Annotated in this window: 20 protein-coding genes and 3 pseudogenes; 9 read left to right on the top strand and 14 right to left on the bottom strand. The window is 47.5% G+C overall.

All coding sequences use genetic code 11. The features are described from left to right. The first annotated feature begins 69 nt into the window (after positions 1–69). Entirely contained in the window at positions 70–417 is a 348-nt protein-coding gene (locus tag AC0VXX_RS01150; protein WP_475515554.1) for a YkvA family protein, read from the top strand. Between the two features lie 10 nt (positions 418–427). Here the strand turns inward: AC0VXX_RS01150 and lpxL are convergent, their stop codons facing one another. Continuing rightward, positions 428–1,357 (bottom strand): LpxL/LpxP family Kdo(2)-lipid IV(A) lauroyl/palmitoleoyl acyltransferase, encoded by a 930-nt coding sequence (lpxL, locus tag AC0VXX_RS01155; protein ID WP_475515555.1) that lies wholly within the window; start codon positions 1,355–1,357, stop codon positions 428–430. A gap of 199 nt (positions 1,358–1,556) precedes the next feature. On the opposite strand from lpxL, the gene AC0VXX_RS01160 reads away from it, so the two are divergent. The 3 genes from AC0VXX_RS01160 (at position 1,557) to AC0VXX_RS01170 (ending at position 4,212) form a co-directional block, all read left to right on the top strand. Then, a complete protein-coding gene (locus AC0VXX_RS01160) occupies positions 1,557–2,096 on the top strand; it encodes a hypothetical protein (RefSeq protein WP_475516901.1) in 540 nt (179 codons plus the stop codon). A gap of 577 nt (positions 2,097–2,673) precedes the next feature. Then, a complete protein-coding gene (locus tag AC0VXX_RS01165) occupies positions 2,674–2,970 on the top strand; it encodes a hypothetical protein (RefSeq protein ID WP_442480336.1) in 297 nt (98 codons plus the stop codon). A gap of 159 nt (positions 2,971–3,129) precedes the next feature. Continuing rightward, the gene (locus tag AC0VXX_RS01170; RefSeq protein ID WP_475515556.1) at positions 3,130–4,212 is read left to right on the top strand and encodes an AAA family ATPase; all 1,083 of its coding nucleotides are present in this window, start codon (positions 3,130–3,132) and stop codon (positions 4,210–4,212) included. Here AC0VXX_RS01170 and AC0VXX_RS01175 read toward each other — a convergent pair. The 7 genes and pseudogenes from AC0VXX_RS01175 to ompR form a co-directional block, all read right to left on the bottom strand. Further along, positions 4,148–4,549 (bottom strand): annotated as a pseudogene (locus tag AC0VXX_RS01175) (integrase core domain-containing protein); the annotation flags it as partial. The gene AC0VXX_RS01170 and the pseudogene AC0VXX_RS01175 overlap by 65 nt on opposite strands. A 31-nt stretch (positions 4,550–4,580) precedes the next feature. Beyond that, positions 4,581–4,946 (bottom strand): annotated as a pseudogene (locus tag AC0VXX_RS01180) (integrase core domain-containing protein); the annotation flags it as partial. A gap of 12 nt (positions 4,947–4,958) precedes the next feature. Next, positions 4,959–5,846, bottom strand: coding sequence for an IS982 family transposase (locus AC0VXX_RS01185; protein WP_475514308.1), 888 nt, complete (start codon positions 5,844–5,846; stop codon positions 4,959–4,961). A gap of 88 nt (positions 5,847–5,934) precedes the next feature. Further along, positions 5,935–7,130: pseudogene (locus tag AC0VXX_RS01190) on the bottom strand (IS3 family transposase); the annotation flags it as partial. A 94-nt stretch (positions 7,131–7,224) separates the two neighbouring features. After that, positions 7,225–8,070 carry a hypothetical protein gene (locus AC0VXX_RS01195; protein ID WP_475515557.1) on the bottom strand — a complete coding sequence of 282 codons (846 nt, stop codon included), beginning with the start codon at positions 8,068–8,070 and terminating at the stop codon, positions 7,225–7,227. A gap of 118 nt (positions 8,071–8,188) precedes the next feature. Continuing rightward, positions 8,189–9,499 (bottom strand): two-component system sensor histidine kinase EnvZ, encoded by a 1,311-nt coding sequence (envZ, locus tag AC0VXX_RS01200; RefSeq protein WP_475515558.1) that lies wholly within the window; start codon positions 9,497–9,499, stop codon positions 8,189–8,191. A 35-nt stretch (positions 9,500–9,534) separates the two neighbouring features. Further along, positions 9,535–10,260, bottom strand: a complete 726-nt coding sequence (ompR, locus tag AC0VXX_RS01205) for an osmolarity response regulator transcription factor OmpR (protein WP_475515559.1) — start codon at positions 10,258–10,260, stop codon at positions 9,535–9,537. Positions 10,261–10,633: 373 nt separating this feature from the next. Between ompR and greB the strand changes: the two genes are divergently transcribed. The 3 genes from greB (at position 10,634) to AC0VXX_RS01220 (ending at position 15,842) form a co-directional block, all read left to right on the top strand. Further along, on the top strand, positions 10,634–11,119 hold the full coding sequence (gene greB / locus AC0VXX_RS01210) for a transcription elongation factor GreB (RefSeq protein WP_475516902.1): 486 nt from the start codon (positions 10,634–10,636) through the stop codon (positions 11,117–11,119). A gap of 196 nt (positions 11,120–11,315) precedes the next feature. After that, positions 11,316–13,640 (top strand): Tex family protein, encoded by a 2,325-nt coding sequence (locus AC0VXX_RS01215; protein WP_475515560.1) that lies wholly within the window; start codon positions 11,316–11,318, stop codon positions 13,638–13,640. A gap of 201 nt (positions 13,641–13,841) precedes the next feature. After that, a complete protein-coding gene (locus tag AC0VXX_RS01220; RefSeq protein ID WP_475515561.1) occupies positions 13,842–15,842 on the top strand; it encodes an LTA synthase family protein in 2,001 nt (666 codons plus the stop codon). Positions 15,843–15,947: 105 nt separating this feature from the next. Here the strand turns inward: AC0VXX_RS01220 and AC0VXX_RS01225 are convergent, their stop codons facing one another. Further along, a complete protein-coding gene (locus AC0VXX_RS01225; RefSeq protein WP_475515562.1) occupies positions 15,948–16,445 on the bottom strand; it encodes a hypothetical protein in 498 nt (165 codons plus the stop codon). 63 nt (positions 16,446–16,508) lie between these two features. Beyond that, a complete protein-coding gene (gene bioH / locus AC0VXX_RS01230; protein ID WP_475515563.1) occupies positions 16,509–17,285 on the bottom strand; it encodes a pimeloyl-ACP methyl ester esterase BioH in 777 nt (258 codons plus the stop codon). A gap of 3 nt (positions 17,286–17,288) precedes the next feature. On the opposite strand from bioH, the gene AC0VXX_RS01235 reads away from it, so the two are divergent. Continuing rightward, positions 17,289–18,056, top strand: coding sequence for a ComF family protein (locus tag AC0VXX_RS01235; RefSeq protein ID WP_475515564.1), 768 nt, complete (start codon positions 17,289–17,291; stop codon positions 18,054–18,056). Between the two features lie 182 nt (positions 18,057–18,238). Here the strand turns inward: AC0VXX_RS01235 and AC0VXX_RS01240 are convergent, their stop codons facing one another. The 4 genes from AC0VXX_RS01240 to hslR all read right to left on the bottom strand — a co-directional run bounded on the left by AC0VXX_RS01240 (position 18,239) and on the right by hslR (position 22,874). Next, positions 18,239–19,447, bottom strand: coding sequence for a dicarboxylate/amino acid:cation symporter (locus AC0VXX_RS01240; protein ID WP_475516903.1), 1,209 nt, complete (start codon positions 19,445–19,447; stop codon positions 18,239–18,241). A gap of 420 nt (positions 19,448–19,867) precedes the next feature. Further along, complete coding sequence (locus AC0VXX_RS01245; protein ID WP_475515565.1) at positions 19,868–21,409, bottom strand: phosphoenolpyruvate carboxykinase; 1,542 nt, start codon at positions 21,407–21,409, stop codon at positions 19,868–19,870. A gap of 198 nt (positions 21,410–21,607) precedes the next feature. Continuing rightward, on the bottom strand, positions 21,608–22,468 hold the full coding sequence (gene hslO, locus AC0VXX_RS01250; protein ID WP_475515566.1) for an Hsp33 family molecular chaperone HslO: 861 nt from the start codon (positions 22,466–22,468) through the stop codon (positions 21,608–21,610). Between the two features lie 13 nt (positions 22,469–22,481). Then, complete coding sequence (gene hslR / locus AC0VXX_RS01255; protein ID WP_475515567.1) at positions 22,482–22,874, bottom strand: ribosome-associated heat shock protein Hsp15; 393 nt, start codon at positions 22,872–22,874, stop codon at positions 22,482–22,484. A 281-nt stretch (positions 22,875–23,155) separates the two neighbouring features. Here hslR and gspC point away from each other — a divergent pair, with 281 nt between their 5' ends. Beyond that, a complete protein-coding gene (gene gspC / locus AC0VXX_RS01260; RefSeq protein ID WP_475515568.1) occupies positions 23,156–24,076 on the top strand; it encodes a type II secretion system protein GspC in 921 nt (306 codons plus the stop codon). Positions 24,077–24,080: the final 4 nt, after the last annotated feature.

A 24,080-nucleotide genomic window follows, 5' to 3' on the forward strand; every position in this document is an offset into this window, starting at 1 on the left:
AGACCTAGTCAAATAGATTAAAATAGGGGGATATCATCGATATTGCCCTATTTTTTTAAGGAGCTTTCCATGAGTCAACACGGGTCAAATGATGGTAGCGACACCTATAGCGATGCAGGCTTTTGGCATAAGGTGAAGCTGTTTGCCAAGCAAGCGGGTCGAGACGTGATAGAAAAAGCCCTATGGCTTTACTACGCCGCGCAGCGCCCCGATACCCCTAAATGGGCCAAGACCATTATTTTTGGTGCGCTAGCCTATTTTATCGCCCCCATAGATGCGATACCCGACCTAACACCTCTGGTCGGTTTTACCGATGATTTAGGTGCGCTTGCCGCCGCGCTGACCATGGTGAGTCTGTATGTCGATGACCATGTCAAAAGCCAAGCGGCAGAAAAAACCGCCGCTTGGTTTGATTAACCTACAAGGATTAATATAGCGAGGCTTCACCCTCTGGACGAGTCTTGAAGCGGCGGTGAAGCCACATATATTGCCCTGGGGCTTCCATGATCGAAGCTTCGACAATTTTATTAATAAAATGAGCGCCGGCCTCGGGATCATTTTTGGGAAACTGATTAATCAGTGGCGCTTTTACCGTTAGGGTGTAATCCCCTTTGTCGTTATTGCGCGCCATTACTAGCGGCACAATGGCGCAGTCGGAGCCATCGACTAATATACTGGTGCCGGTTGTGGTGCAGGCCTTTTCAACGGCAAACAGCGGGGCAAAGGTTGAGCGGCGGCGGCCATAATCATGATCCGGTGCATACCAGAGACGCTCGCCATTTTTTAATGACTCCAGCATAAACTTGATATTTTTTCTATGGATTAACGCATGCCCGCCACGAGAGCGGCCTTTATATTGAAAATAGTCAAAACAGGGATTGTTATTCGGTCGATATACGCCCATGCCCGGTATGTGTAGACCGAATGCGCGGCCACCGAGCTCAAGATTAAGTGAGTGCACCGCGACTAACAGCACACCGCGACCTTCGGCGGCCAGTTTATCTATGTGCTCCATTCCCTTAATAGTCACATGCTTTGCCACTCTGGCATCAGACCAAAACCACGCCATCCCCGTTTCAAACAGGGCTAACCCCGTGTTGTCGATATTCTCTTTAACCAGCTGTTCACGCTTATCCGGACTCATGTCTGGAAAACAAAGGGCTAAGTTGCGCTCCATCGTTTTGCGGCGACTTTTCATAAAACGAATAGCCAGACGTCCGAGCATTTTGCCCATACGGATCTGGATGAAATAGGGCAGCAGACTGCAAAGGTAACTAGTGCCCACGAGTGTCAGTACTCCCCAATATTTTGGGTGCAGCAGTGAAATCGAAAATGTCGGCGCGGTGTATTTACTCATAATAGGATGGGGTTTATTGATTAAGAAATGATGTTGGACCCAAGATTATACGTGATTGCCGAATAAGGATCTCAGATATATCGGGGCAGTTTTTATTCAGTTTTAATTTATCTGCTTGTGATACTGTTTTTTATTACCCTACTTGAAGCATATAAATACAATGAAAAAACAGTTACCCCTATTGGTCGTTACATCGACCATGTTCGCGATACCCACTATGGCAGCGAGCACTGAACAAGTTGCGTTTTTTAACCATATCGCCGCACATTGCGGCAAGGCATATGAGGGCGTAGTCACTGCGGGCAATGGCGCTGATTCTGCGTTTAGCGGCAAAAAGTTAGTTATGCATGTTCGCGAGTGCAGTGATAATGAGCTAAAAGTGCCGTTTCATGTTGGCGACGATCATTCACGCACTTGGGTCATCACCAAAACCGATACCGGGCTCAGATTAAAGCACGATCACCGCCATCAAGACGGCAGCGAAGATAAGGTCACTATGTATGGTGGCGACACCATCGACAGTGGTAGTGCCCACCTGCAATCATTTCCGGTCGATCAATTCTCTATCGATAATTTCAAGCAAAATGGCCTTAGCCAGTCGGTCACCAATGTGTGGCACATGGGGATCTCCGATACCCGTTTTATGTATCGCTTAACTCGAGCAAATCGCGACTTTAAGGTGGAGTTTGATTTGACTAAGCCGGTAGCGTTACCGCCAGCGCCATGGGGGCATGAATAGCCGTGGCCTTGGAATGAAGGTTTGGCATTTTTTATTTAGCTGAGTAGCGTTGGGCTGCATTTTTATTTATTGAAAGTGGTGAAGGTTGAACCTTCAATGTGAGTTAATTGCTTGCAGCAGGCTAATGTGCAGATACTGCTTCGGGGCGCTTTTCGCCGTCCTTGGCCGCTTAACGAAAACGTCCCTGTTTTCGATACCCTCAGCCGTATCTACACCGGGTTATTCTGTCTCTTCGATTTAGCTTCACTTGGTGTGAGCCGCTAGTTCAAAAGCTAACAAACGTTCGCCACGTTCGATGCGCGCTAGAAAACAGAGCAAAAACCTGTTTTTTATGCTCGATAAACTGCCTGCAATTTTATAATTAGTTGAATTGTTGTGATTTAATAATTTGTTGTAGAGACCTCTACATCAACTCGTTCAGTTTTGCGGGGAACTTATTCAACTTTTATGAATGCGATGTTCACTTTATCGCTTTATTTCAATCTGTTAGCGTGTAATAGTTGCTGTAAGTTAAATTTTAGGCAGTTTATTGAGCTGCTAGATAATTAAGCTGTTATGCCTCTACAGGAGAATAGATGTGAAGAAATTTTTTGATATCAGAAATGGTGAAATATTTACGTTCTTGTTTGGTGACAACGAATACAAGTACTCAGAATGTCAAATTCTTGCTGAAAGAATCGACTTCAATCAATACGTTGTAGATGCAGTTGTTAAAACTGTAGATGGGTATTATTTTGACCTACTAATCGTAGGTGATGGACCCCACTCATTCGATAATGGGGTTCTCTTTGGACATTACACTGTTGAAAGAATTACTGAAGAAGCTGCAAGAGATTTAGCTGACCTTACTAATGCCTTTAGCACCAAGGCATAACAAACTGTTTAAGAGTGATTCGCAACGCGTGGCATTTTTACCATGCGTCGGTTTTAGTGTTTAAGGTGGTATGCGGCGGCTTTTGTATTGCGTTGCTCACACCTTAACAGGGAGTTATGGGGCTTAATTTCAACACAACATTATAAAGAAGGTGGCTAGGTGAGATTACATGAGATAAAAATCGACAATTTTCGAAAGCTTAAAGGTTGTACTATTGGGTTTAGGGATTCCACCTTTCTAATTGGTGCAAATAATGCGGGGAAATCCAGTGTTTTCTCGGCAATTCAACTCCTGCATAGTGCAAAAAACGCACTACGAGAAGATTATTCGAAGACATACAATGCTGACGATGATCTTTACGAGTATTCTGAAGAAATAGAAATGGTAGCTGAGTATCACAACTTGCCAGAAGAGGCTAAAGAGTGGGTTGGCTTTAAAGGTAGAATCATACAAGTAGATAACCCTTTACCAGACGAGTCAAATAACAGCATAGTTTACAAAAAGGTTTGGTCTATTACGCAGTCAAAACCAAAAGTGTACATGCTCGAACACCCTAAAGCTCCCAAAGAACAATTTGTAGGGGCAACTCAAGTTTCAGAGTTGGTAAGTGATACCTTCAGTGAAGAGTTTTTGAAAGAGTTTTTCGGTGAGGGAAACTTTACGAAAAAACTTACTATCAAAGCAGTCAAAGAAAAGCTCGAAGACTTGAACGACTATTGGGAAGTTCAGGAAGACCAAGACCCACAATGGGTTGAAAATCCGGGTGGTATCCCCGGTAATGTGTTGTCAAAGTTGCCCCGAATAGTTGTCGTGCCAGCTGAATCATGTGTAGCTGAATTAACCTCTAGCAGTGGTGCTCTACATTCGCTTTTGGGTGATCTATTTGAACAAGTTCGCTCCAATTCGCAAAACTATGAGCAAGCTCAGCGTTTTCTAAATGAGCTAGCTTCAGAGTTAAATCCAAGTGATGTGGAAACAGACTTTGGTAAACTTATTCAAGAGCTTAACGGCATGGTTCACAACTTATTTCCAGACTCGTTAGTTCATGTATCCGCTGCGTTAGACAAACCTGAAAAAACGATTAAGCCGCAATTTTCAGTTGAACTGGAAAGTAATGTGAAAACTGAAGTGTCTTACCCGGTGTTTTTCAAGGTAGTTGGCACTCTTTACTTAAATTTTAAGCTGCATTTCTTGTTTCAGTTTCAGACTCTTTTTTTGGGTTCAACACTACCTCACCGATAACGTCACAGTTCCTTATACCGTTTGGCCAGCGTTTAGGGTTTCTTGATCTTGCCTCTTCTAGTACCTCCTTACGCTTAGATAAAATCGCTTTATCTTGCATCGCATGTCGCTCACTCGGTGATACAAAATTGAGCTTACTGTGCTTATGTTTGGTATTGTACCAAGTCACAAACTCTTCTACCCATTCCCGTGCCTCGGTGATGTTTTTAAAGCCAGAGCTAGGCCATTCCGGCCGATACTTTAAGGTTCTGAATAATGCTTCGGAGTAAGGATTGTCATTGCTTACGCTTGGTCTACTTAACGAAGCGGTAACACCTAACTCTTCAAGCCGGTGTTTTTCAAGGTAGTTGGCACTCTTTACTTAAATTTTAAGCTGCATTTCTTGTTTCAGTTTCAGACTCTTTTTTTGGGTTCAACACTACCTCACCGATAACGTCACAGTTCCTTATACCGTTTGGCCAGCGTTTAGGGTTTCTTGATCTTGCCTCTTCTAGTACCTCCTTACGCTTAGATAAAATCGCTTTATCTTGCATCGCATGTCGCTCACTCGGTGATACAAAATTGAGCTTACTGTGCTTATGTTTGGTATTGTACCAAGTCACAAACTCTTCTACCCATTCCCGTGCCTCGGTGATGTTTTTAAAGCCAGAGCTAGGCCATTCCGGCCGATACTTTAAGGTTCTGAATAATGCTTCGGAGTAAGGATTGTCATTGCTTACGCTTGGTCTACTTAACCTCAGATCGGTTTAACGTAACACTGAAATCACGTTGAATTCTGCTGATGTAATATTGAGTTGTGGCTTATTCTCTTTGAGTTGATAAGCCACTAAACCACCTATCACATTAAGCATGAAACCATGTACGCTGCGGTGCCGTGTATGCTCTATTTGTGAGATGTTTTTTAGCTGGTCATTGATTGTTTCGATAATAAATCGTCTAGAAAGCATGGCTCTATCCCATAATGATAAAGCCTTTGCTTTCATATTTTTACGCACGTTATTAACGATAGTTACCCCACGTTCTAATAGGTCGCCTGCTAACGCTTTGCCGATATACCCCTTATCAGCATAGAGTTTATCCATTGATTCAACGACCATATCTTTTACGGGTTTCGTGTCATGAACATTCGCAGGTGTTATTTTGGCTGCAACGATGCCACCTCGATGGTTCACAATAAGATGAAGTTTAAAACCATAGAACCAGCCCATCGTGCCTTTTCCTCGGCTGGCGAGACCTGCTAGCGTTTTATGCCTTGGAATTCGTAAATTATGACAAACCTTAATGCTCGTTGAGTCAACGAACTCGATGCCTGTCGGTTCGCTTTTTAAAGAGGAAAAATAACTGCACATTGGAATGACTGCACTCGGCATGACTTCAAGAAATCGAGTGTAGCTGAGTAAGTTTGGAAAATCAGATTTGTAGAAACGAGCCAGATATCCTGTGTAAAAATTCTTGAAGTCACGATGATTAGACATATGGAAGGCGATGATAATTGTCATAATTTCACTCATCGTCATTCTGCCTGCGCGCTTACGCTTGCGAGTTCCATCGGTTAGGCACTGTTGTTCCCATTGAGGAATAAAAGCATTACAAAAATCATCGACATCACAAAATACATCCACTAAATTATTCATATGCCCTCTGCGTGATTGATTAATCTTGGTCGAGAGATCTGATCACAAAGAGGGCTATTAGTTCAATTTCTTATCCCGAGTTCAGGTTACTTAACGAAGCGGTAACACCTAACTCTTCAAGCTTGGCTTTCATCGTCAATGACTTCATCGGAGCACCGTTATCAGAGTGCAGTACTAACGGTTTTTTGAAGCATTGCTCACGTAGCATATTGCGCTGCATTAACTCGGCCGCTAGCTCACCACATTCTCGGTCATGGACTTCATAACCCACTATCTTACGGCTATAAATATCCTCAAACATATACAGATAATAAAAGCGCCCTTTGATGACCGAGGCTAAATAAGTAATATCCCAAGACCATACTTTGTTTGGCCCATCTGCAACGTAAGCATCTGGTTTGCTTCTTTTTGTTACGCCTTGGCTTCGCCCACGCCGATTTAATTGTTCATTGGCTTTTAACACTCGATAAAAACTCGACTCTGAAGCGATATAGACCCCCTCATCAAGCAGTGTCGGCACGATTTGTGAGGGAGGTAGGCTTGCAAACCTTACCTCATTAGAGGTTGCCAATATCTGCTCTTGCTCATCATCATTAAGCTTGTTAGCAGGCGCCCGTCTTACTGCCGTAGGCCTTAAATCTGCCTGCACTTTTCCTGCTCGATACCAGCGGCGATACGTCCGTTTACTTAACTCTGCTTCAGCGCAAGCTTTGTAAAGACGCGCACCGTGGGCATAAGCTTCTTGTATTAAATCCACCAGTGTTATGCGCTTAGGCAAAGGCGTTAACTCTCCTCGCTGTCGTCCTCCCAAAGCGCATTGAGCTTTTTTCTAAGCACCAGTAAAGCCGCAGCTTCAGCGAGTGCCTTCTCCTTATAACGTAATTCTCGTTGCAGGGATTTTATTTCTGCCTTGTCTGATTTGGCTTGCTGCTTAATCGTTTTAGCTTGAACTTCACTCGTCTTAAAACCACCTAAACAATCTTGTTTCCACTGCTGAACTTGTTCTCGAAACAAGCCTTTTTCTCGGCAATATTGGCTGATTTCAGTTTCTGACATTGGTGCTGTTTCAATGAGAACTGCAAACTTAGCTTCAGCTGACCAATCATTACTGGTTAATGTTTTACCTGGCACAGGGCGACCCTCTTTTTTGGCTTTATCTCGCCAATGATACAGGGTTTGGTAGGAGATCCCCTCACTGCGAGCCACTTCCGTGACCGTCATATTGTGGGGAGGTAATAATTTCTTTAAGACAGCGTCTTTACGTTCAGGTGAATATCGTGCCATTGAGCTCTCATTGACCGCCCCCTTTATTTAATTATTGGATGATTTTAAGGGGTGACAACAATCCTGACACAGGGGGGCCCCTTGATATTACCGTTTAAAAATAATGCACGTATTCGACAGCTACGCGATAGAGGGTGTCTTCGAAGCCTAACAGATCAAGCTCGTAATCGCGGCTGATATATTGGCTAGTAAAATGTAATAGGTTGTTGGCGTTAGCTAGCGGTGTGACCACCTCTACAGTAAAGCGGTCCATGGTGTAAAATTGGCCAGCGTCATAATGCCAGTTACCATCAAAATGGGTGAGTTTTACGCCCAGTTGCACGCCCGAATGGGCAAAAGTGTATTGATTGCTCCACTCAAGTAAGTAGCCAAATCCTGTACGATTAAGGGTCTCTTCACCGCGCCCCATCTCTTCTCTTGGCCAGTCATCATCTTTTTCTTCTTCGCTGTAACCGACCCCGGCAATCAAGCCTAAATCGTAGTGATTAACGTCGCTAAAACGACGGTTAAGTGACAAGCCCACCACTGCCAGTTGCTCATATTCTTCCAATTGTTGGCTATTGTAATGGCCTTCATAGCGGCCATGTAAGCTAACAAGATAGGTGTCATCTTGGCCAAAGGTGGCGAAAGGGCGCTGGTAACTGGCACGTAAATCCATTGAGTCACGATAGCGGTCATTATCGTATTTCTCGGAGTCGCGCTCAACATAGTAGGTGGCGCGGGCACGTACATAGTTTTGGTTTAGTTGGTAGGTATTGTCATAGCGTAAATCGTCCCAAATCAGTGAAATACCACCACCTCGCGACATAGAGCTAAATTCTGAGTCAGGGTAAGACTCAAGCCCTGCGATAAGAGAGGCTGCCCAAGGGGAGTCCTCTGCCTGTGCTAGGCCGGGAATGCAGAGTACGCCTGTAAGCGCCATTATCATGTATCTGTTCATGATGGATCCATTTGGGTGAGTAAATCCAGTTGTCGGAATTAAACACTAGCATAGCCGTTAACCCATTGGCGATATTTTAAGCGTCATAGGCATCACCTAATTATTACCGCTGATATTACTATTCTAAAGGTAGCCACACCTGGGCATGTAGGCCGCCTTCGGGGCGATTGGTTAATAGGATCTGCCCTTGATGACGGTCGACAATGCGCTTGATGATAGCCAAGCCTAAGCCCGAACCGACACTGCCTCTGGCGCTATCTCCTTGGGTAAAAGGTTGAAAAAGATTGGGGATATGCTCAAGCGGAATTCCCGGTCCGTTATCTTCTACGCAAAAACCGACCCGTTTAGCCTCGGTGCAGGAGCTGATTTTGACCCAGCCATTACCGTAGCGAAAGGCGTTTTCGACTAAGTTGGCAATCACCCGTTTAATGGCCACGGCCTGCATGGGGACATCGGGACAGGGCTGTAGATCTAGGATTATCTCTCCCTCACGATTTGACTCGGCATTGGCCACATCTTCAAGCAGAGCGTTAATTTGCCCTGGATCTCGGTTGCTTTGCTGATCTTGACGGATATAGGCGATAAATTGATTGATGATGGCATCCATATCTTCAATGTCGTGCACTATGCCCTCTTTGAGGTATTCATCTTGCTCGACCATCATCTCGGTGGCGAGACGGATACGGGTGAGTGGCGTGCGCAGATCGTGTGAGATCCCAGCCATTAACAGGGCGCGATCTTGCTCAAGCTGCTGCATGCTTCGCGACATCTGGTTAAAGGCGTTGGTTACCTCGATAATTTCGGTCGAACCGCTGGGCGGCAAGGGGCCGGGATAGTCGCCACGAGACACCGCAATGGCCGCTTTTTGCAGCCGCTTTAACGGCTTGTTTTGCTTGCGGGCAAACCACCAACCGCCGGCGACACTGAGGGCGCCAATCACAATTAAATACAGGGTTAATGGCGATAAGCCAAATTCGTTAAAGCCCGTTAGCGGCACTTTTATCCATACCGACGGGGCTTGCGGGGGACGGATCCACACCTCAAATTCTTGCCCTTGGGCGATGCGCACTTCGGCCTTACCGCCTAAATGCTCCGACATCTGCGACGACAATAAACTGTAATAGACGGCGCGGTCGATCCCTGCCTCTCGTGCTTGTTTGGGATTGTATATCTGCATGCCATCATCGCGAACTTTGGCGTTGAGGGCATCGACAATGGTTAAGTGCTCACGCCCCACATCAATACCATCGACAAACAGCAGCTTTACCTGACGGGCGATGAGTTGGTTGATCTGTTGGTAAGTTGGCTGAATAAAATAGACCGCTACCGACAGGTAAGAAACCAGCTGATTGACCAGCAACAAGGAGCCAATCAGCAGTACGGTTTGGCTAAATGCGCTGCGTGGCAGCAGCCGTTTTAGCCATATCATTGGGTGAGTCGTATCTGTGGTGGTGTGAGCATAGCTTAGCGCCGAGCGGCCCCATCGGGTACAAATACATAGCCAAGTCCCCATACGGTTTGGATATAGCGTGGGTTAGCGGCATCTTTTTCAATCAGGCGGCGCAGGCGTGACACTTGCACATCGATAGAGCGCTCTAACGCCGAGTAATCGCGGCCTCGAGCGAGGTTCATCAGTTTATCTCGCGATAGGGGTTCTCTGGGGTGACTGAGCAAGACTTTAAGCACGGCAAATTCACCACTGGTGAGCGAGATGGCTTCTTCGCCGTGATGCATTTCGCGCGTGGCTAAATTAAGGGTAAATTCACCAAAGTTGATCTCCTCCTCTTGTTGTGTCGGCGCGCCGGGGACTTCTGGGGTCTGACGGCGCATCACCGCTTTAATGCGGGCTAAGAGTTCACGCGGATTAAACGGCTTGGGCAGGTAGTCGTCGGCGCCCAATTCTAGGCCGATAATACGGTCGACTTCGTCGCCTTTGGCGGTCAGCATCACAATGGGGATGGTATTACCTTGCTGGCGCAAGCGACGGCAGATAGATAAACCGTCTTCACCGGGCAGCATTAAATCGAGCACTAAAAGGTGGAAGTTTTCCCGTTCGAGTAATCTGTCCATCTGCTCGGCATTAGCGGCACTTCTAACCTGATAACCTTGCTCCATCAGGTAACGCTCTAGTAAGGCTCTGAGCCTCATATCATCATCGACGACGAGAATTTTAGAGGTTTCTTGTCCCATGCTTGTATCCCTTATTGGCGCAGTATGAGTGACTCATTCAGTTACTCAACTCGCTGATATTAATTATTAATCTTATATGCTTGCTTAATATAGCCGTTTTGCTGTTTAAATGACTAGCGAGATTTTTACTTGCTCACGCTATCTGCTTGAGCATATTCAGATAGAGTTGCTTATAATTAGCTGATATTTAGATAGATTGTTACTAACTAGTCCGCCGCTATGAAATTGTAACCAAATTGAAGGGGGCGGCAGCGCATCCCGCGCAAGCCCCTTGTGTTCTCTGTCGCTCGCTAGGTATCATCTGGCCATTGACGGTAGTATCCCGACTAAAATTGAGTGATTAAGCTAAATGCAGAATAAATCCAGTAATGATATGAAAGCTATGTTGATCACCCGTGAAGGGTGGCAAGCACTCGATAGAGAGCTTAAATACCTGTGGAAAGAGTATCGCCCCGAGATCACCAAAAAGGTGCAGGAGGCGGCCGCGCAAGGTGATCGTAGTGAGAACGCCGATTACACTTACAACAAAAGACTATTAAGACAAATAGATAGTCGAGTTCGCTACCTAGTGAAGCGGGTGGAGGATCTTAAAATCGTCGACTATTCGCCCCAACAAGAGGGTAAGGTCTTTTTTGGTGCCTGGGTTGAGCTCGAAAACGAGGCTGGAGAGGTGGTGCGCTATCGGATTGTCGGTAAAGATGAGCTCGACACTAAGCTGGGCTATATCACCATCGACTCGCCAATGGCGCGGGCGCTAATTGGTAAGCAGGCCGATGACGAAGTGGTGGTCAGCACGCCACAAGGCGATAAAGTGTGGTATATCAATAAAATCCAATACCAACCATTTGAGGCGCAGTAACCTCTGAGCCACAGCGATAACCCCAAAGTGCAGGTTATCGCCAGTTTTGGCCATTAAGCGCTAACGCTTGTGGTAAAGCCAAAGCCTGTTTTCGCAGGCTTAGGTGGTTTTTGCCGAGCCAACACCGTACAACTTAGTCAACGGCTGTGGTATCTTTGGCGACACGAAATCTACCAATTTAGGCTCGATATATTTTATGCAAAATATTGCACAAACCATCGCTCAAGAACTCAATGTTCGTGAGCAGCAAGTGACAGCAACAATCACCCTATTGGATGACGGCGCAACGGTTCCTTTTGTGGCGCGCTACCGTAAGGAGGTCACAGGTGGTTTAGATGATACCCAGTTGCGTACCTTATATACGCGTTTAGGCTATTTACGTGACCTAAATGATCGCCGTAAGGTAATTTTGTCGAGCATCGACGCCCAAGGCAAACTGACGCCAGCTTTGCAGGCGGCCATTAATAACGCCGACAGCAAAACCCGCCTAGAAGACCTCTATCTGCCTTATAAGCCTAAGCGTCGTACCAAAGGGCAAATTGCCATCGAAGCGGGTATCGAGCCTTTGGTTGATCAACTATTGCAAGACCGTCAGGCCAATATCGACGCAGTTGCAAGCCAATATATTAATAGTGACGCCGGCTTTAGCGATGCCAAAGCCGTGCTCGATGGCGCGCGTTTTATCTTGATGGAACGCTTCGCCGAAGATGCCGAATTACTGCATAAAGTGCGTCGCCAATTGACCCAGCAGGCACAACTTGAGAGCCGTATGGTCAAGGGCAAGGAGAAAGATGGCGCCAAGTTTAGAGATTATTTCGAGCACAGTGAAAAGCTGACTCACATTCCGTCGCACCGCGCGTTAGCTATGCTACGTGGGCGTAACGAAGGCGTATTAAGCCTAAGCATGAACGCCGACCCAGACACAGATGGGAAACAAGGCAGTTACTGCGAAGTGATCATTAGCGACCACTTTAACCTTAAACTCGGCGACAGCGACGTTGATCAGTGGCTCAAACAGGTTGTCACTGCGACTTGGCGGATTAAAATTGCCCTGCAGATGGAAACGGAGTTTATTGCTAAGCTGCGTGAGCAGGCCGAAACCGAAGCGATTAATGTGTTTGCTCGTAATTTAGGCGACTTATTGATGGCCGCGCCTGCGGGGGCTAAGTGTACATTAGGGCTAGATCCTGGTCTGCGCACTGGGGTGAAAGTTGCTATCGTCAACAATACCGGTAAGTTGGTCGCTCACTCGACCATCTTCCCACACGCCCCGCAAAATCAGTGGGAAAAGTCGATTCGTACCCTGTCTAACCTAGTTAAAATGCACAAGGTAGAGCTGATCGCTATCGGTAACGGTACCGCGTCGCGCGAAACCGACAAACTTGCCGCCGAGCTGATCGCCACTGTGAAAGCCGATATGCCAACCTTGACCAAAATTATGGTCAGTGAAGCGGGCGCCTCTGTTTATTCGGCTTCTGAATTAGCCGCCGAAGAGTTTCCAGAGCTGGATGTGTCGATCCGTGGTGCGGTGTCTATCGCCCGTCGCCTACAAGATCCTTTGGCTGAGCTGGTTAAAATCGAACCTAAATCGATTGGTGTCGGTCAATATCAGCACGATGTAAGCCAGAGCCAATTGTCACAATCGCTTGAGGCGGTTGTTGAAGACTGTGTTAACGGCGTCGGCGTCGACTTGAATATGGCATCCATGCCGTTATTGGCGCAGGTGGCAGGACTCAACAAAACCTTAGCGCGTAACATTGTCGAGTATCGCGATCAGCATGGTCAATTTACTAGCCGTAAGCAGCTGTTAAAAGTGGCTCGCCTAGGGCCTAAAGCCTTCGAGCAGGCCGCCGGGTTTTTACGCATTGTCGGTGGCGATAATCCACTCGATGCCAGCGCTGTGCATCCAGAAGCCTATAGCGTTGTCGAGACCATCGCTAAGGCTCAGCAACAGGCGGTTGATGCTTTAGTGGGTAACAGCGAGCTGCTTAAACAGATTGATGCTAGCCGTTTTATTACCCCAGAATTTGGTTTACCCACGTTAAACGATATCTTGAGCGAACTGGAAAAACCGGGCCGCGACCCCCGTGGTGAGTTTAAAACTGCGGTGTTTAAAGAGGGGGTTGAGCAGGTAAAAGATCTTAAACCAGATATGATCTTAGAAGGCGTGGTGACCAATGTGACCAATTTCGGCGCCTTTGTTGATGTGGGTGTGCATCAAGATGGCCTAGTGCATATTTCATCGTTAACCGACAAGTTTGTCAGCGACCCCCATACAGTGGTGAAGGCTGGCGATGTGGTTAAAGTGAAAGTGATGGAAGTGGATGTGGAGCGTAAACGGATCAGCTTGAGCATGCGACTCGATGAAAAAGCGCCGAGCCCACGCCCGAGCAATACCAAAGCCCATAAAGGCGGCCAAGGTAAATCGACGCAAAAAAGCCAGCATAAATCGTCCCAAGCTCCAGCAAATGCGGCAATGGGCAATGCGTTTGCCGATGCTTTTGCTAAATTGAAAAAGTAATTTTAATCAAATTTTCATAATAAAAACCGAGGCTTAAACGTCTCGGTTTTTTATGTTTGTTAATCGTCAAAACACTAGCGAAACATTTGCTGAACCTATTTGTTACTTTTATGTCAAAATGTTGCCTTATCGGCTTTGGGCCGATGATAAGTGCTCCGTTAGAAGGGCATCGATATTAATGACATTTTGTTTGGGAACGCTATGAGTAACAGATCGACAACTGCTGGACCGTTTCGCGCCATCCTCTATTTTGGATTGATCGCCTTAATCATTACCACGTTAAGCCGCATTGGTTTGGGGCTGTGGCAGGCCGAACGGGTCGCCGCCGTTGAGGGTTGGTCACACCTACTCATTCAGGGATTGCGAGTCGATATTGCCACCTTATGTTGGTTGTGGGGCGTGGCGGCCTTAGGCACGGCGCTGTTGAGTGGCGATCATTTTGTTGGCCGTTGCTGGAAACCACTGTTAAGAGTCTGGTTGACCTTAGGTTTGTGGTTGCTGATTTTTCTTGAGCTTTCTACCCCCTCTTTTCTTGAAGAGTATGGCGTGCGCCCCAACCGACTCTTCGTTGAATACCTTATCTACCCTAAAGAAGTGTTGTCGATGCTGTGGACGAGCCGCAAAGGCGAAATTTTCTTAGGCCTGTTAGTGAGCAGTGTCAGTTTGTGGGGCGGCTGGAAACTGAGTGGTCGCTTATTACGTAATGTGCAATATCCACGTTGGTTTTGGCGTCCGGTATTGGCAGTACTGGTTATTGCAATCACCCTATTAGGTGCGCGTTCGACCTTAGGGCACCGTCCACTTAACCCCGCTATGGTCGCTTTTGCCGATGACCCATTAGTTAATTCCTTAGTGATTAACTCCTCCTATTCGCTGGTATTTGCTATCGATCAAATGTCTAATGAGGCCAAGGCCTCAGCAAGTTACGGTAAACTCGACGAGCAAACCATTATCGATACGATTCGTCGTGAAAGTGGCCGCCCCCTCAGTGCCTTTAGCTCTGATACCTTGCCTAGCGTGACGTATAACCAAGCCAGTTACCAAGGTAAGCCTAAGAATCTAGTGATCATCTTGCAAGAAAGCCTAGGGGCTCGCTTTGTGGGCTATTTAGGTGGATTACCCTTAACTCCCAATATCGATGCCTTAGCTCAAGAGGGTTGGGCCTTTGATAGGCTCTATGCCACTGGAACGCGTTCGGTGCGCGGTATTGAGGCTGTGACTACCGGCTTTACGCCAACACCAGCTCGCTCTGTGGTTAAGTTGAGTAAGAGTCAAACTGACTTTTTTACCATCGCGGATCTCCTGAAATATCATGGCTATGAGACACAATTTATTTATGGCGGCGAGAGCCACTTCGATAATATGAAAAGCTTTTTCTTAGGCAATGGTTTTAGCCATATTGTCGAGGAGAAAAACTATAGCGATCCTATGTTTGTCGGTTCATGGGGCGTGTCAGATGAAGATTTGATGCATCGTGCCAATCAAGAGTTCGAGCAGTTCCACCAACAGGGCAAGCCGTTCTTTAGTTTGGTATTTAGCTCGAGCAATCACGAGCCATTTGAGTTTCCCGATGGCCGCATCGAACTGTACGAGCAACCCAAGCAGACACGCAACAATACCGCTAAATATGCCGACTTTGCCATTGGTGAGTTCTTTAAGTTGGCCAAGCAGTCCAGTTACTGGCAAGACACCCTGTTTGTAGTGGTTGCCGATCATGAAAGCCGCGTGGGTGGCGGGGCGTTAGTACCTATCTCTCATTTTCGTATTCCGGCGGTGATTGTGGGCGAAGGCATTGCGCCTAAGCGTGATAATCGAGTGGTTAGCCAGATTGATCTGGCTCCGACCTTGTTGTCACTTATGGGAGTTTCGGCCAGTTATCCTATGTTGGGCCAAGATCTCACCTTAGCCGACCCCAATTGGCCGGGACGAGCCTTAATGCAATACGATAAAAATATGGCGTATTTGCGTGGCGATGATGTGGTGATCTTGCAACCCGATCGCGACCCAAGTGGTTATATTTATGATTTTGAAAATAAAAAGCTTGTCCATAATGAGCAAAGTGATGAGATGAAACAGGCTGCGCTCTCTTGGGCGTTATGGGGCAGTTTGGCCTACCAAAAGCAGCTTTATCAAACTCCGCCCCAGAACGAACCCATCACACCCGCCTCGCCTGCGCCAGCAGCGACGGTGCAAGCGCCCTAATAACGGCGGGCATCGCTCGGTGCGCTTGACTCAAGCAAAATTTGCCCGTGTCGATAGATGCGGGTTTTTTATGGATGTTATTTAGCTTAAATGAGAGGGCGGTGACTAGATATAAGTCGACAAGCCGGGTTCACTTTGGGGGAGTGTTTGGGTTTGATAAAAACTGGCAATGTGAGCCGAGACACTTTGATAAAACGCTGGCGCCTCATTCGTCAGGCGATGAGTGCTTTTTGTTACTGCAGTAGGATGTGAAAGTTGCACATTGCGAATATCGCTGCGTGCAAGTGCAGGTTTAAACAGTAATGGTCGTAACAGCGCCGCGGTATTGGGACGTTGTTGCTGTTGTTGCTGTTTACCTTCATGTTGCTGCTGCCCACCGCCACCTTGCTGCTTGGGCTGCACTTTTTCATTTAGCTTAGATTGAATATGGGTCTGATCGGCAGCACGTTCATTTTGGGGGTTAAACGGGCGCTCTTCATTGCTGCGTGCTAGCTGAGGTGCAGGGATGATGGGGGGACGTTGGTGGTTTTCTACCCGCGCGCTATCGGTGGCAACATTGGTTGTTGCGATAGGTACTTGGGGATAGTTGGTCACCACTAACATTAGATAGACTCCGGCTGCAATGCCTAAATAATAAACAGTTTTTACCAATAGTTAAAGTAATTGTTAAATTATGTTGTCAAGCCAGCTCAGTACGCCAGCAGCAAAAGGCGCAGGATGGGATAAAAACGGTGCATGAGCCGCCTTGGGTAATATCAGATCTTCGACGCGGGGCGACCCCTTGGGCATTAAGGGTGGTACTCGACGCGGTACCAATCCATCTAAGCGCCCCCACACTCGCAGCCATGGCAAATCTAATGTCGCCACAGCTTGGCGTAAGTCGACGTTGCTTAACATCTGTAGCCCCTGTTTGAGGGCAAGCGCATCGGGCAAAGGTTTAGCCATGACTAAGTCGCGAAGTTGCTTGATATCTTGCTTGGCCGTGGCGCTGCCCATGGCTTGAATGGCTAAAAATCGGTCGACCATCTTGCCTAAGTCTTGGTCGAGCTGGGTAGCAAATTGGGCCAGCACCTGCGGGGCAATACCGGGCCAAGCTTCACTGTCACGCGCCATAAAACAGGGGGAAGAAGCTATGGTCAATAAGGCGATGACCCGTTCGGGGTAGCGTATGGCGGCTCGTGTGGCAATCAGCCCTCCCAGTGACCAACCCGCCCAGATAGCTTGTGTGGGCACTTGGGCGGCAATTGCATCGACCCAAGTGTCGATATCACCCGCTAAGGGTTGGCTATCGCCAAAGCCTGGCAGATCGACATAATGCACGCAGTAATTCTGAAAAATGGGGTACAAAGGCTGAAATACCGCGTTGTTAACGCCCCAGCCATGCAGCATGACGATAGGCGTACCTTGACCTATAGTTTGAATATGCAAGGATTGCTGACTCACAATATGCCCTCATTATTACCAAAATTACTTCGCCCACTGCTATTGCGCCGCGTTATCGCCACGTGCCAGCAATTATTGGCCGCTAGTTTACCCAATCGCTGTTTGATGTGCCATCAGACTGTGGCTGCCCCTTATCGGGGGATCTGCGCCTGCTGCCTAGAGATAAGCTTGTACCAAACGCCAACGTGCTTAGGTTGTGGCCGAGCGTTATTGCTACAAAGTTGCTATTGCGGTGCATGCCAGCATAGCCAGCCGTTAGTGGTCATTGCACCGGCCAGTTATCATCAGGGGCTTGGGGATCTGGTGGCGGGCATTAAATACCGCGCCGAATTAGCGGCGCTCGACATTTTAGTGATGGCCTTGGTTGAGCGTATTAAGCAATTACAACGCTTGGGATTAATACGCTTGCCTCAGGCGATGATTGCGGTGCCGCTGCATCCAAACCGTTTACGTCAGCGTGGCTTTAATCAGGCATGGTTAATTGCCGATACCCTTAGCAGCCAACTAGGGATCCCCTTGCTCGATAAGGTGTTGGTGCGCCGGGTCGATACCCGCCCGCAAGCAGGCTTAACCGGTAAACAGCGGCGCCGCAATCTAGCAGATGCCTTTATTTTAACTGAGCCGATTAACTATCAGCGTATCGCCCTGATCGATGATGTCGTCACCACCGGCACTACGGTGCAATCGATAGCCGACCTGTTTGCCGCTCACTATATTCACCTGCAAGTGTGGTGCCTCGCAAGAGCCGAAGCCCCAGGGTTACTCGAGTGAGGGAATACGCGATGGGTGAGGGCTTACAGCTTACAGTGCGGTAGGGCGGAATATAATCGCCCCATCTACCGGGTGACTAGCGGTAACGACCGTTTAATCCCTCTATAGTGGGTATAATAGAGATAAAAAAAGGGCGCTAGCAACAGCAAGCGCCCCTATGTGTAGCCTGGTAAGCTTATCGCTTACGCTGTCTTATCTTGAGTGTACTTGTCCATGATTAACGCACAAGCGGCATCGCCAGTAATGTTGAGCGAGGTTCTGATCATGTCGAATACTCTATCTAAGGCAAACAGTAGCGGTAGGCCGTCGATAGGAATGCCTGCGGCCAGTAACACGGCAACCACTAAGAACGAAGGCCCCGGCACACCGGCTTGACCAATCGCCCCAAGCGTCGAGGTGAAGACAATCGCTGCATAGGCGGTCAGCGACAGGTCGATGCCATACATCTGTGCAAAAAACATCGCCACTAGGCCGTAATAGATGGCATTACCACTCATGTTAATCGTCGCGCCTAAAGGCAACACGAAAGAGGCGGTCGCCTTAGAGACCTTAAGCTCTTGCTCACAGGTTTCCATGTTGACCGGCAACGTTGCCATCGATGACGCGGTCGACAGTGCCATCACCTGAGGTTTTTTCATTGCGCTAATAAATTGTTTGGCGCTGACCCGAGAAAACAGCTGCACCAGCAGTGGGAAAAACACAAATCCAAACAACAAGATAGCCACGACAAATACCGCAAATAACTTAAACACCACTTCTAGGGCATCGAAACCAAAGGTGCCGACCGAATCTGCCATCAGGCCAAATACCCCGATAGGTGCGATGATCATCACGCAGTTAATCATCCATACAAATGCATCGACTATGGTGTTAAGCACGTTCAAAATCGGTTTAGCACCATCGCCTTTGACCTTAGTTAGTGCAATGCCGAAGAAGATGCTAAAGACCAATATTTGTAAGATGTTGCCGCCAGTGAGCGACTCAAATACATTGGTTGGGATCATGCCGATAAAGGTGTCCATCACCCCTGGCAGAGCGCCATGTTCTTCGGTGACGGCCATCAGCTTACCACTGCTATGAGCGGTGAAGTCGACGCCTTGGCCGGGCTTAAACAGGTTTCCCATCACTAAGGCTAAGCTAACCGCTGCACCAGAGGTGAGAATAAAGAAGCCAAATGTGCCGACACCGATTTTACCTGCCGACGGGCTGTCGCCGAGACTGGCGGCGCCAGAAATAATGGAGACTAAGACTAGAGGTATCACTAACATTTTGATGAGGTGAATAAAGATGGTGCCTAACGGCGCAAAAATGCTCGCGTCTTCGCCCATTAAAAAGCCGACGATCGCGCCGATAAACATGGCGATCACGACCTGTACGCCGATATTACGCATGAATTGATTAGTTTTATTTGCCACAGTGGCCTCGTTTTTATCGTTATGTTGGTGAATCGATTGGGTGTAAGTAAAGCCAGCCAAGCTTTACCGCGGGAGCAGAGTCTAGCATTAGAGTCGTCATCGGGCTGTGAAATATTTCTCGGCTTGGTGAGTAAATAGCCAAATTTGACTTCAAATTAGATGTTTATTATTAAAAGTGCAATTTTAACGGGGTTAAATTGATGATTGTTCAAAATGGTGGTTATATTTAGCCCCGCGATTGATAAATCCATGATGTTGCAGGTTATGTGCGCGATATGGTGCCAATGGTATGCGCGGAGCGATATTGCTAAGGGTGAATAAATTCCACGACTTACCGCGATAAAAGGTCATAAAAATGGCTCCAAGGGGAGCCATTTTTGAATCAGAGCAATGGGTTTAGGCTTTAGGGCCCGCTTGTTTTATTGCATCCGAGACATGGTATTTTATGAAATTGGCGGCAAACTCTTCGGCTAACTGCTGAGCATAACGGTTATATTCCACCGGATCTGACCAGGTATTAACGGGATTAAGCAGTTGGCTGTCGACCCCTGACACCGCGACGGGCACATCGAGGTTGAGTTTATCGATATGCTGAGTGTCGACCTCTTTTAGTTCACCGCTGACGATGGCGTCAATAATGGCGCGCGTGGTGGGGATGTCGAAACGTTTACCCACACCATGTGGGCCGCCAGTCCAACCTGTATTAACAAGGTAAACTTGGCTGCCAAATGATTCGATACGCTTCATCAACAGCTCGGCATACACGCCCGCTGGACGAGGGAAGAACGGCGCCCCAAAACAGGTGGAGAAGGTGGATTGAATCGCCGACGTCGAGCCCATTTCGGTAGAGCCGACTTTAGCGGTATAGCCCGACAAAAAGTGATAAGCGGCTTGCACTTTGCTCAGCTTAGACACTGGCGGTAATACCCCTGATACGTCACAGGTGAGAAACACCACGGCATCTGGCTCGGCGCCACAGTTGTCTACTTTGCGCTGGGCAATATGCTCCAATGGATAAGCGGCGCGGCTGTTTTCGGTTAGCTCGGTATTGTTGTAATCGGGTACGCGTTGCTCGTCTAACATGACGTTTTCAAGCACGGTACCAAAACGGATAGCATCCCAAATGACTGGCTCATTTTTCTGACTAAGATCGATACATTTGGCGTAGCAACCGCCTTCGATATTAAAGACCCCGCCAGGTGCCCAGCCGTGTTCGTCATCGCCGATGAGGAAACGCTTAGGATCGGCCGATAAGGTGGTTTTGCCGGTACCTGATAGTCCAAAAAACAGCGTGGTGTCGCCATCGACGCCGACATTGGCCGAGCAGTGCATCGGCAGTACGCCTTTGGCGGGTAAGAGGAAGTTTTGCACCGAGAACATCGATTTTTTCATTTCACCGGCATATTTAAGTCCGGCTAATAGCACTTTGCGATCGGCAAAGTTGATAATAACCGTCGCATCAGAATGAGTGCCATCACGCTCGGGGTCGCATTCGAATCCTGGCGCGTTCATGATCTGCCATACTGGTTTGTTCGCGGCGTTGAACTGCTCTGGGACGATAAACAGGTTACGAGCAAACAGTTGATGCCATGCGGTTTCGGTGGTGACATTGATCGGTTGGTAATGCTCAGGATCGGCGCCCACTTCCAGCTCAGACACAAAGGTCTCTTTATCTGACAAATAGTGGCTGACACGTTCCCAAAGGGCGTTAAAGTCGTCCATCGCGAACGGTTTGTTCACCGAGCCCCAGTCGATCTCATTTTCACTACTGGCTTCTTTAACAATAAAACGGTCGTTAGGTGAGCGTCCTGTGCGTTCGCCCGTTTTCGCCACTAAAGCACCATTGGCCGTGAGTACGCCTTCGCCACGTGCCAGTGCAAACTCAACAAGTTGCGCCGTTGAGGGGTTTTTATGAGTTTGCTTAGATCCATCCGCCATCAGTAAGGTCTCCATCTTTCTTTAGTTGGGTTGAGTGTGCCGATCTGTGCCAGCTTGTTATTAATTTGTTGCTAATTATGGTTGTAGGCGGTCGATTGTAGCTTATGTGTAAATAAATGTGTGAGTAACATCGCGAAATAGACAAAAAAAGGGCGCCTTGCGGCGCCCTATTAAAAATCGTGTTAGGTAACAGTCAGTTTACTGCTGAATGTCAGAGTGCTGTGCATTGCTAAACAAGGCTTCAATATCGATAGAATCGAAGCTGTAGTTGCTGTTGCAGAACTCGCAGCCCATCTCTATTTTACCTTGTTCTGCCAAGATAGCGTCTAACTCCTCACGAGGAATCGTGCGTAATGCTTGGCCGCTGCGTTCGCGCGAGCAGGTGCAGCGGAAAGTCACATCGATAGGGTCGAACAGGCGCACCTCTTCTTGGTGATACAAGCGATGTAATACCTCGGTGGCTTCGAGTTCAAACAGCTCTTCGGCTTTAACTGTGTTAGTTAGTTGCTCAAGGTGTTCAAAATCTTGATTGTTTTCACTATCACCTGGCAGCACTTGCAGTAAAATGCCCGCGGCTTGTTTACCATCGGCAAATAAGCGGATAGCGGTTGGCAGCTGTTCTGACTGGTCAAAATAAAGCTCTAAACATTCGGCCAGGGTCGGACGTTCTAAGGCCACAACGCCTTGGTAACGCTCGCCATTAGCAGGGGTGAGCGTGATAACCATATGGCCTGTACCCATCAAGGTGGCGAGAGTGGCATCATCGGCTAAGTCACCTTTCCAGCGTGCGACGCCACGTAGCTGCTGAAGGTTATTGCCGTTAACAACGGCCAGTGATACAGGGCCATCACCTTGTACTTGCACGCTAATATCACCATCGAGTTTGAGTGTGGCAGTGAGCAGTGATGTGGCCGCCATCAACTCGCCCAGTAGCGTTTGAATCGCCATTGGGTAGTCGTGAGCAGATAATACCTCTTGGTAACTCTTTTCTAATTGAACGACTTGACCACGCACATCGGCGTTATCAAATAGGTAGCGGTTTAATATATCTTTACTCATTTCAATCTCACAGTTAGCTTGCTTTAAAGCGTATTAATTGACGACGTTGCTTTTTATCTGGCTTGGTATCCGGAGCCGGATTATTAAGCACATTTAAGCGCCTCGCTTCAGCGTAGGTCTGGCGCTTGGCAATGCTTTCAGGCGTCTCTTCATATAAGGTTTGGGCGATCACCGCCTGTTGGCGTTGTTCGGATAATTTTTTTATCACGACCTCTTTTTCGTCATATCCCTGTCGTATTCTGACGACAGCATCGACATCGGCCATTTTACTCGATTTGGTGCGCTGCCCATTGTAGTGCACCTTGCCGCCATTGATCATCTCTTTGGCGATGGCTCGAGTCTTATAAAATCGCGCCGCCCATAACCATTTATCCAGTCGGACTGAAGTCTGCGGTTCAGATGCCATGGTTATAGTGTCTCCATTTGGGTATATCAATAGATTGTGGCTTATAAAGATGGGCGAGTTCACATGCTGGATAATAACTCTCATCCTAAGCAGAATGATAAGCTAATATAGCGACTCACTTCACACCCTTTATTGGTGCGTAAAGTTAGCATAATTAGCCTTTATAGGCTAATTTAGCGACTGTTATGGGCTTGTTGACAATTGCTGTGTAGGTTAGCATGAGTCACGAGCATAAAATTATCATAATCAGAACAGAGGCCTGCACTGAGGGTCCGCATAATATGGATTTATTAGACAAAGTAATTGCTAGGGTGAATGGTATACCGCATAGGCCGCTGAGCACTGCCGTATTTTGGCTTGGTCTGGTCATCGCTATCTATATTTTGGCACAGATCACATGGAAGTTAGTGCCTGTTTCTCAGCCGCCGCTAGCGTGGCAACCCACACCTAGTAACACAAGCAGTTCATCGAGTTTGATTAACATATCAAGCTTGGAAAAATTATCTCTTTTTGGCCAGTTTGATGCCAAGGGTAATCCGCTTAAAGTGGCTCCTGTCGAAGAAAAAATAACCGATGCACCGAAAACCTCGTTATCTATCCAGTTAACGGGGGTCGTGGCGTCAACATCTGAGCAAAAAGGCTTAGCGGTAATTGAGTCGGCGGGCAGCCAGAACACTTACAGTTTAGGTGACAAGATTAAAGGCACTTCGGCCTCGCTTAAAGAGGTATATGCTGATCGCATTATTATTTCAAACAGTGGTCGTTACGAGACTTTGATGCTTGATGGGCTCAAATACGATACTCAAAGTGAAGCCAATCAACAGCTACAACAAGCCAAGCGTGAGCGCGATGTACGTCAGGTAGATCAACGCGACAACCAAGCGGTAGCGCAAGAGCTGCAAGAGTCACGAGATGAGCTGTTAGCCGATCCGAGTAAACTTACCGATTACTTAGCTATCTCACCAGTCAATCGCGATGGTGAACTGCAAGGCTATCGCCTTAATCCGGGTAAGGATAAGGCACTATTTGAGCAAGCGGGATTGAAAGCTAACGATTTAGTTAAATCAATGAACGGTTACGATGTGACAGACATGAGCCAAGCACTAGAAGTGATGGCACAGCTGCCCGAATTGACCGAGATCTCTTTGATGATAGAAAGAGATGGTCAGTTGGTTGAGATCATGTTTAGTTTGCCGCAATAAAAAG

This window comes from Shewanella sp. QJM3NY_23, from assembly GCF_056173105.1.

What these genes read in the sequence shown, in the direction of transcription:
- AC0VXX_RS01215 (WP_475515560.1), top strand. Translation starts at nt 11,316, where the DNA reads ATGCAAAATATTGCACAAACCATCGCTCAAGAACTCAATGTTCGTGAG.
- AC0VXX_RS01150 (WP_475515554.1), top strand. Translation starts at nt 70, where the DNA reads ATGAGTCAACACGGGTCAAATGATGGTAGCGACACCTATAGCGATGCA.
- ompR (WP_475515559.1), bottom strand. Translation starts at nt 10,260, where the DNA reads ATGGGACAAGAAACCTCTAAAATTCTCGTCGTCGATGATGATATGAGG.
- hslR (WP_475515567.1), bottom strand. Translation starts at nt 22,874, where the DNA reads ATGGCATCTGAACCGCAGACTTCAGTCCGACTGGATAAATGGTTATGG.
- AC0VXX_RS01195 (WP_475515557.1), bottom strand. Translation starts at nt 8,070, where the DNA reads ATGAACAGATACATGATAATGGCGCTTACAGGCGTACTCTGCATTCCC.
- gspC (WP_475515568.1), top strand. Translation starts at nt 23,156, where the DNA reads ATGGATTTATTAGACAAAGTAATTGCTAGGGTGAATGGTATACCGCAT.
- AC0VXX_RS01240 (WP_475516903.1), bottom strand. Translation starts at nt 19,447, where the DNA reads ATGCGTAATATCGGCGTACAGGTCGTGATCGCCATGTTTATCGGCGCG.
- AC0VXX_RS01225 (WP_475515562.1), bottom strand. Translation starts at nt 16,445, where the DNA reads ATGTTAGTGGTGACCAACTATCCCCAAGTACCTATCGCAACAACCAAT.
- AC0VXX_RS01220 (WP_475515561.1), top strand. Translation starts at nt 13,842, where the DNA reads ATGAGTAACAGATCGACAACTGCTGGACCGTTTCGCGCCATCCTCTAT.
- AC0VXX_RS01235 (WP_475515564.1), top strand. Translation starts at nt 17,289, where the DNA reads ATGCCCTCATTATTACCAAAATTACTTCGCCCACTGCTATTGCGCCGC.
- greB (WP_475516902.1), top strand. Translation starts at nt 10,634, where the DNA reads ATGAAAGCTATGTTGATCACCCGTGAAGGGTGGCAAGCACTCGATAGA.
- AC0VXX_RS01245 (WP_475515565.1), bottom strand. Translation starts at nt 21,409, where the DNA reads ATGGCGGATGGATCTAAGCAAACTCATAAAAACCCCTCAACGGCGCAA.
- AC0VXX_RS01185 (WP_475514308.1), bottom strand. Translation starts at nt 5,846, where the DNA reads ATGAATAATTTAGTGGATGTATTTTGTGATGTCGATGATTTTTGTAAT.
- lpxL (WP_475515555.1), bottom strand. Translation starts at nt 1,357, where the DNA reads ATGAGTAAATACACCGCGCCGACATTTTCGATTTCACTGCTGCACCCA.
- AC0VXX_RS01160 (WP_475516901.1), top strand. Translation starts at nt 1,557, where the DNA reads ATGTTCGCGATACCCACTATGGCAGCGAGCACTGAACAAGTTGCGTTT.
- envZ (WP_475515558.1), bottom strand. Translation starts at nt 9,499, where the DNA reads ATGATATGGCTAAAACGGCTGCTGCCACGCAGCGCATTTAGCCAAACC.
- hslO (WP_475515566.1), bottom strand. Translation starts at nt 22,468, where the DNA reads ATGAGTAAAGATATATTAAACCGCTACCTATTTGATAACGCCGATGTG.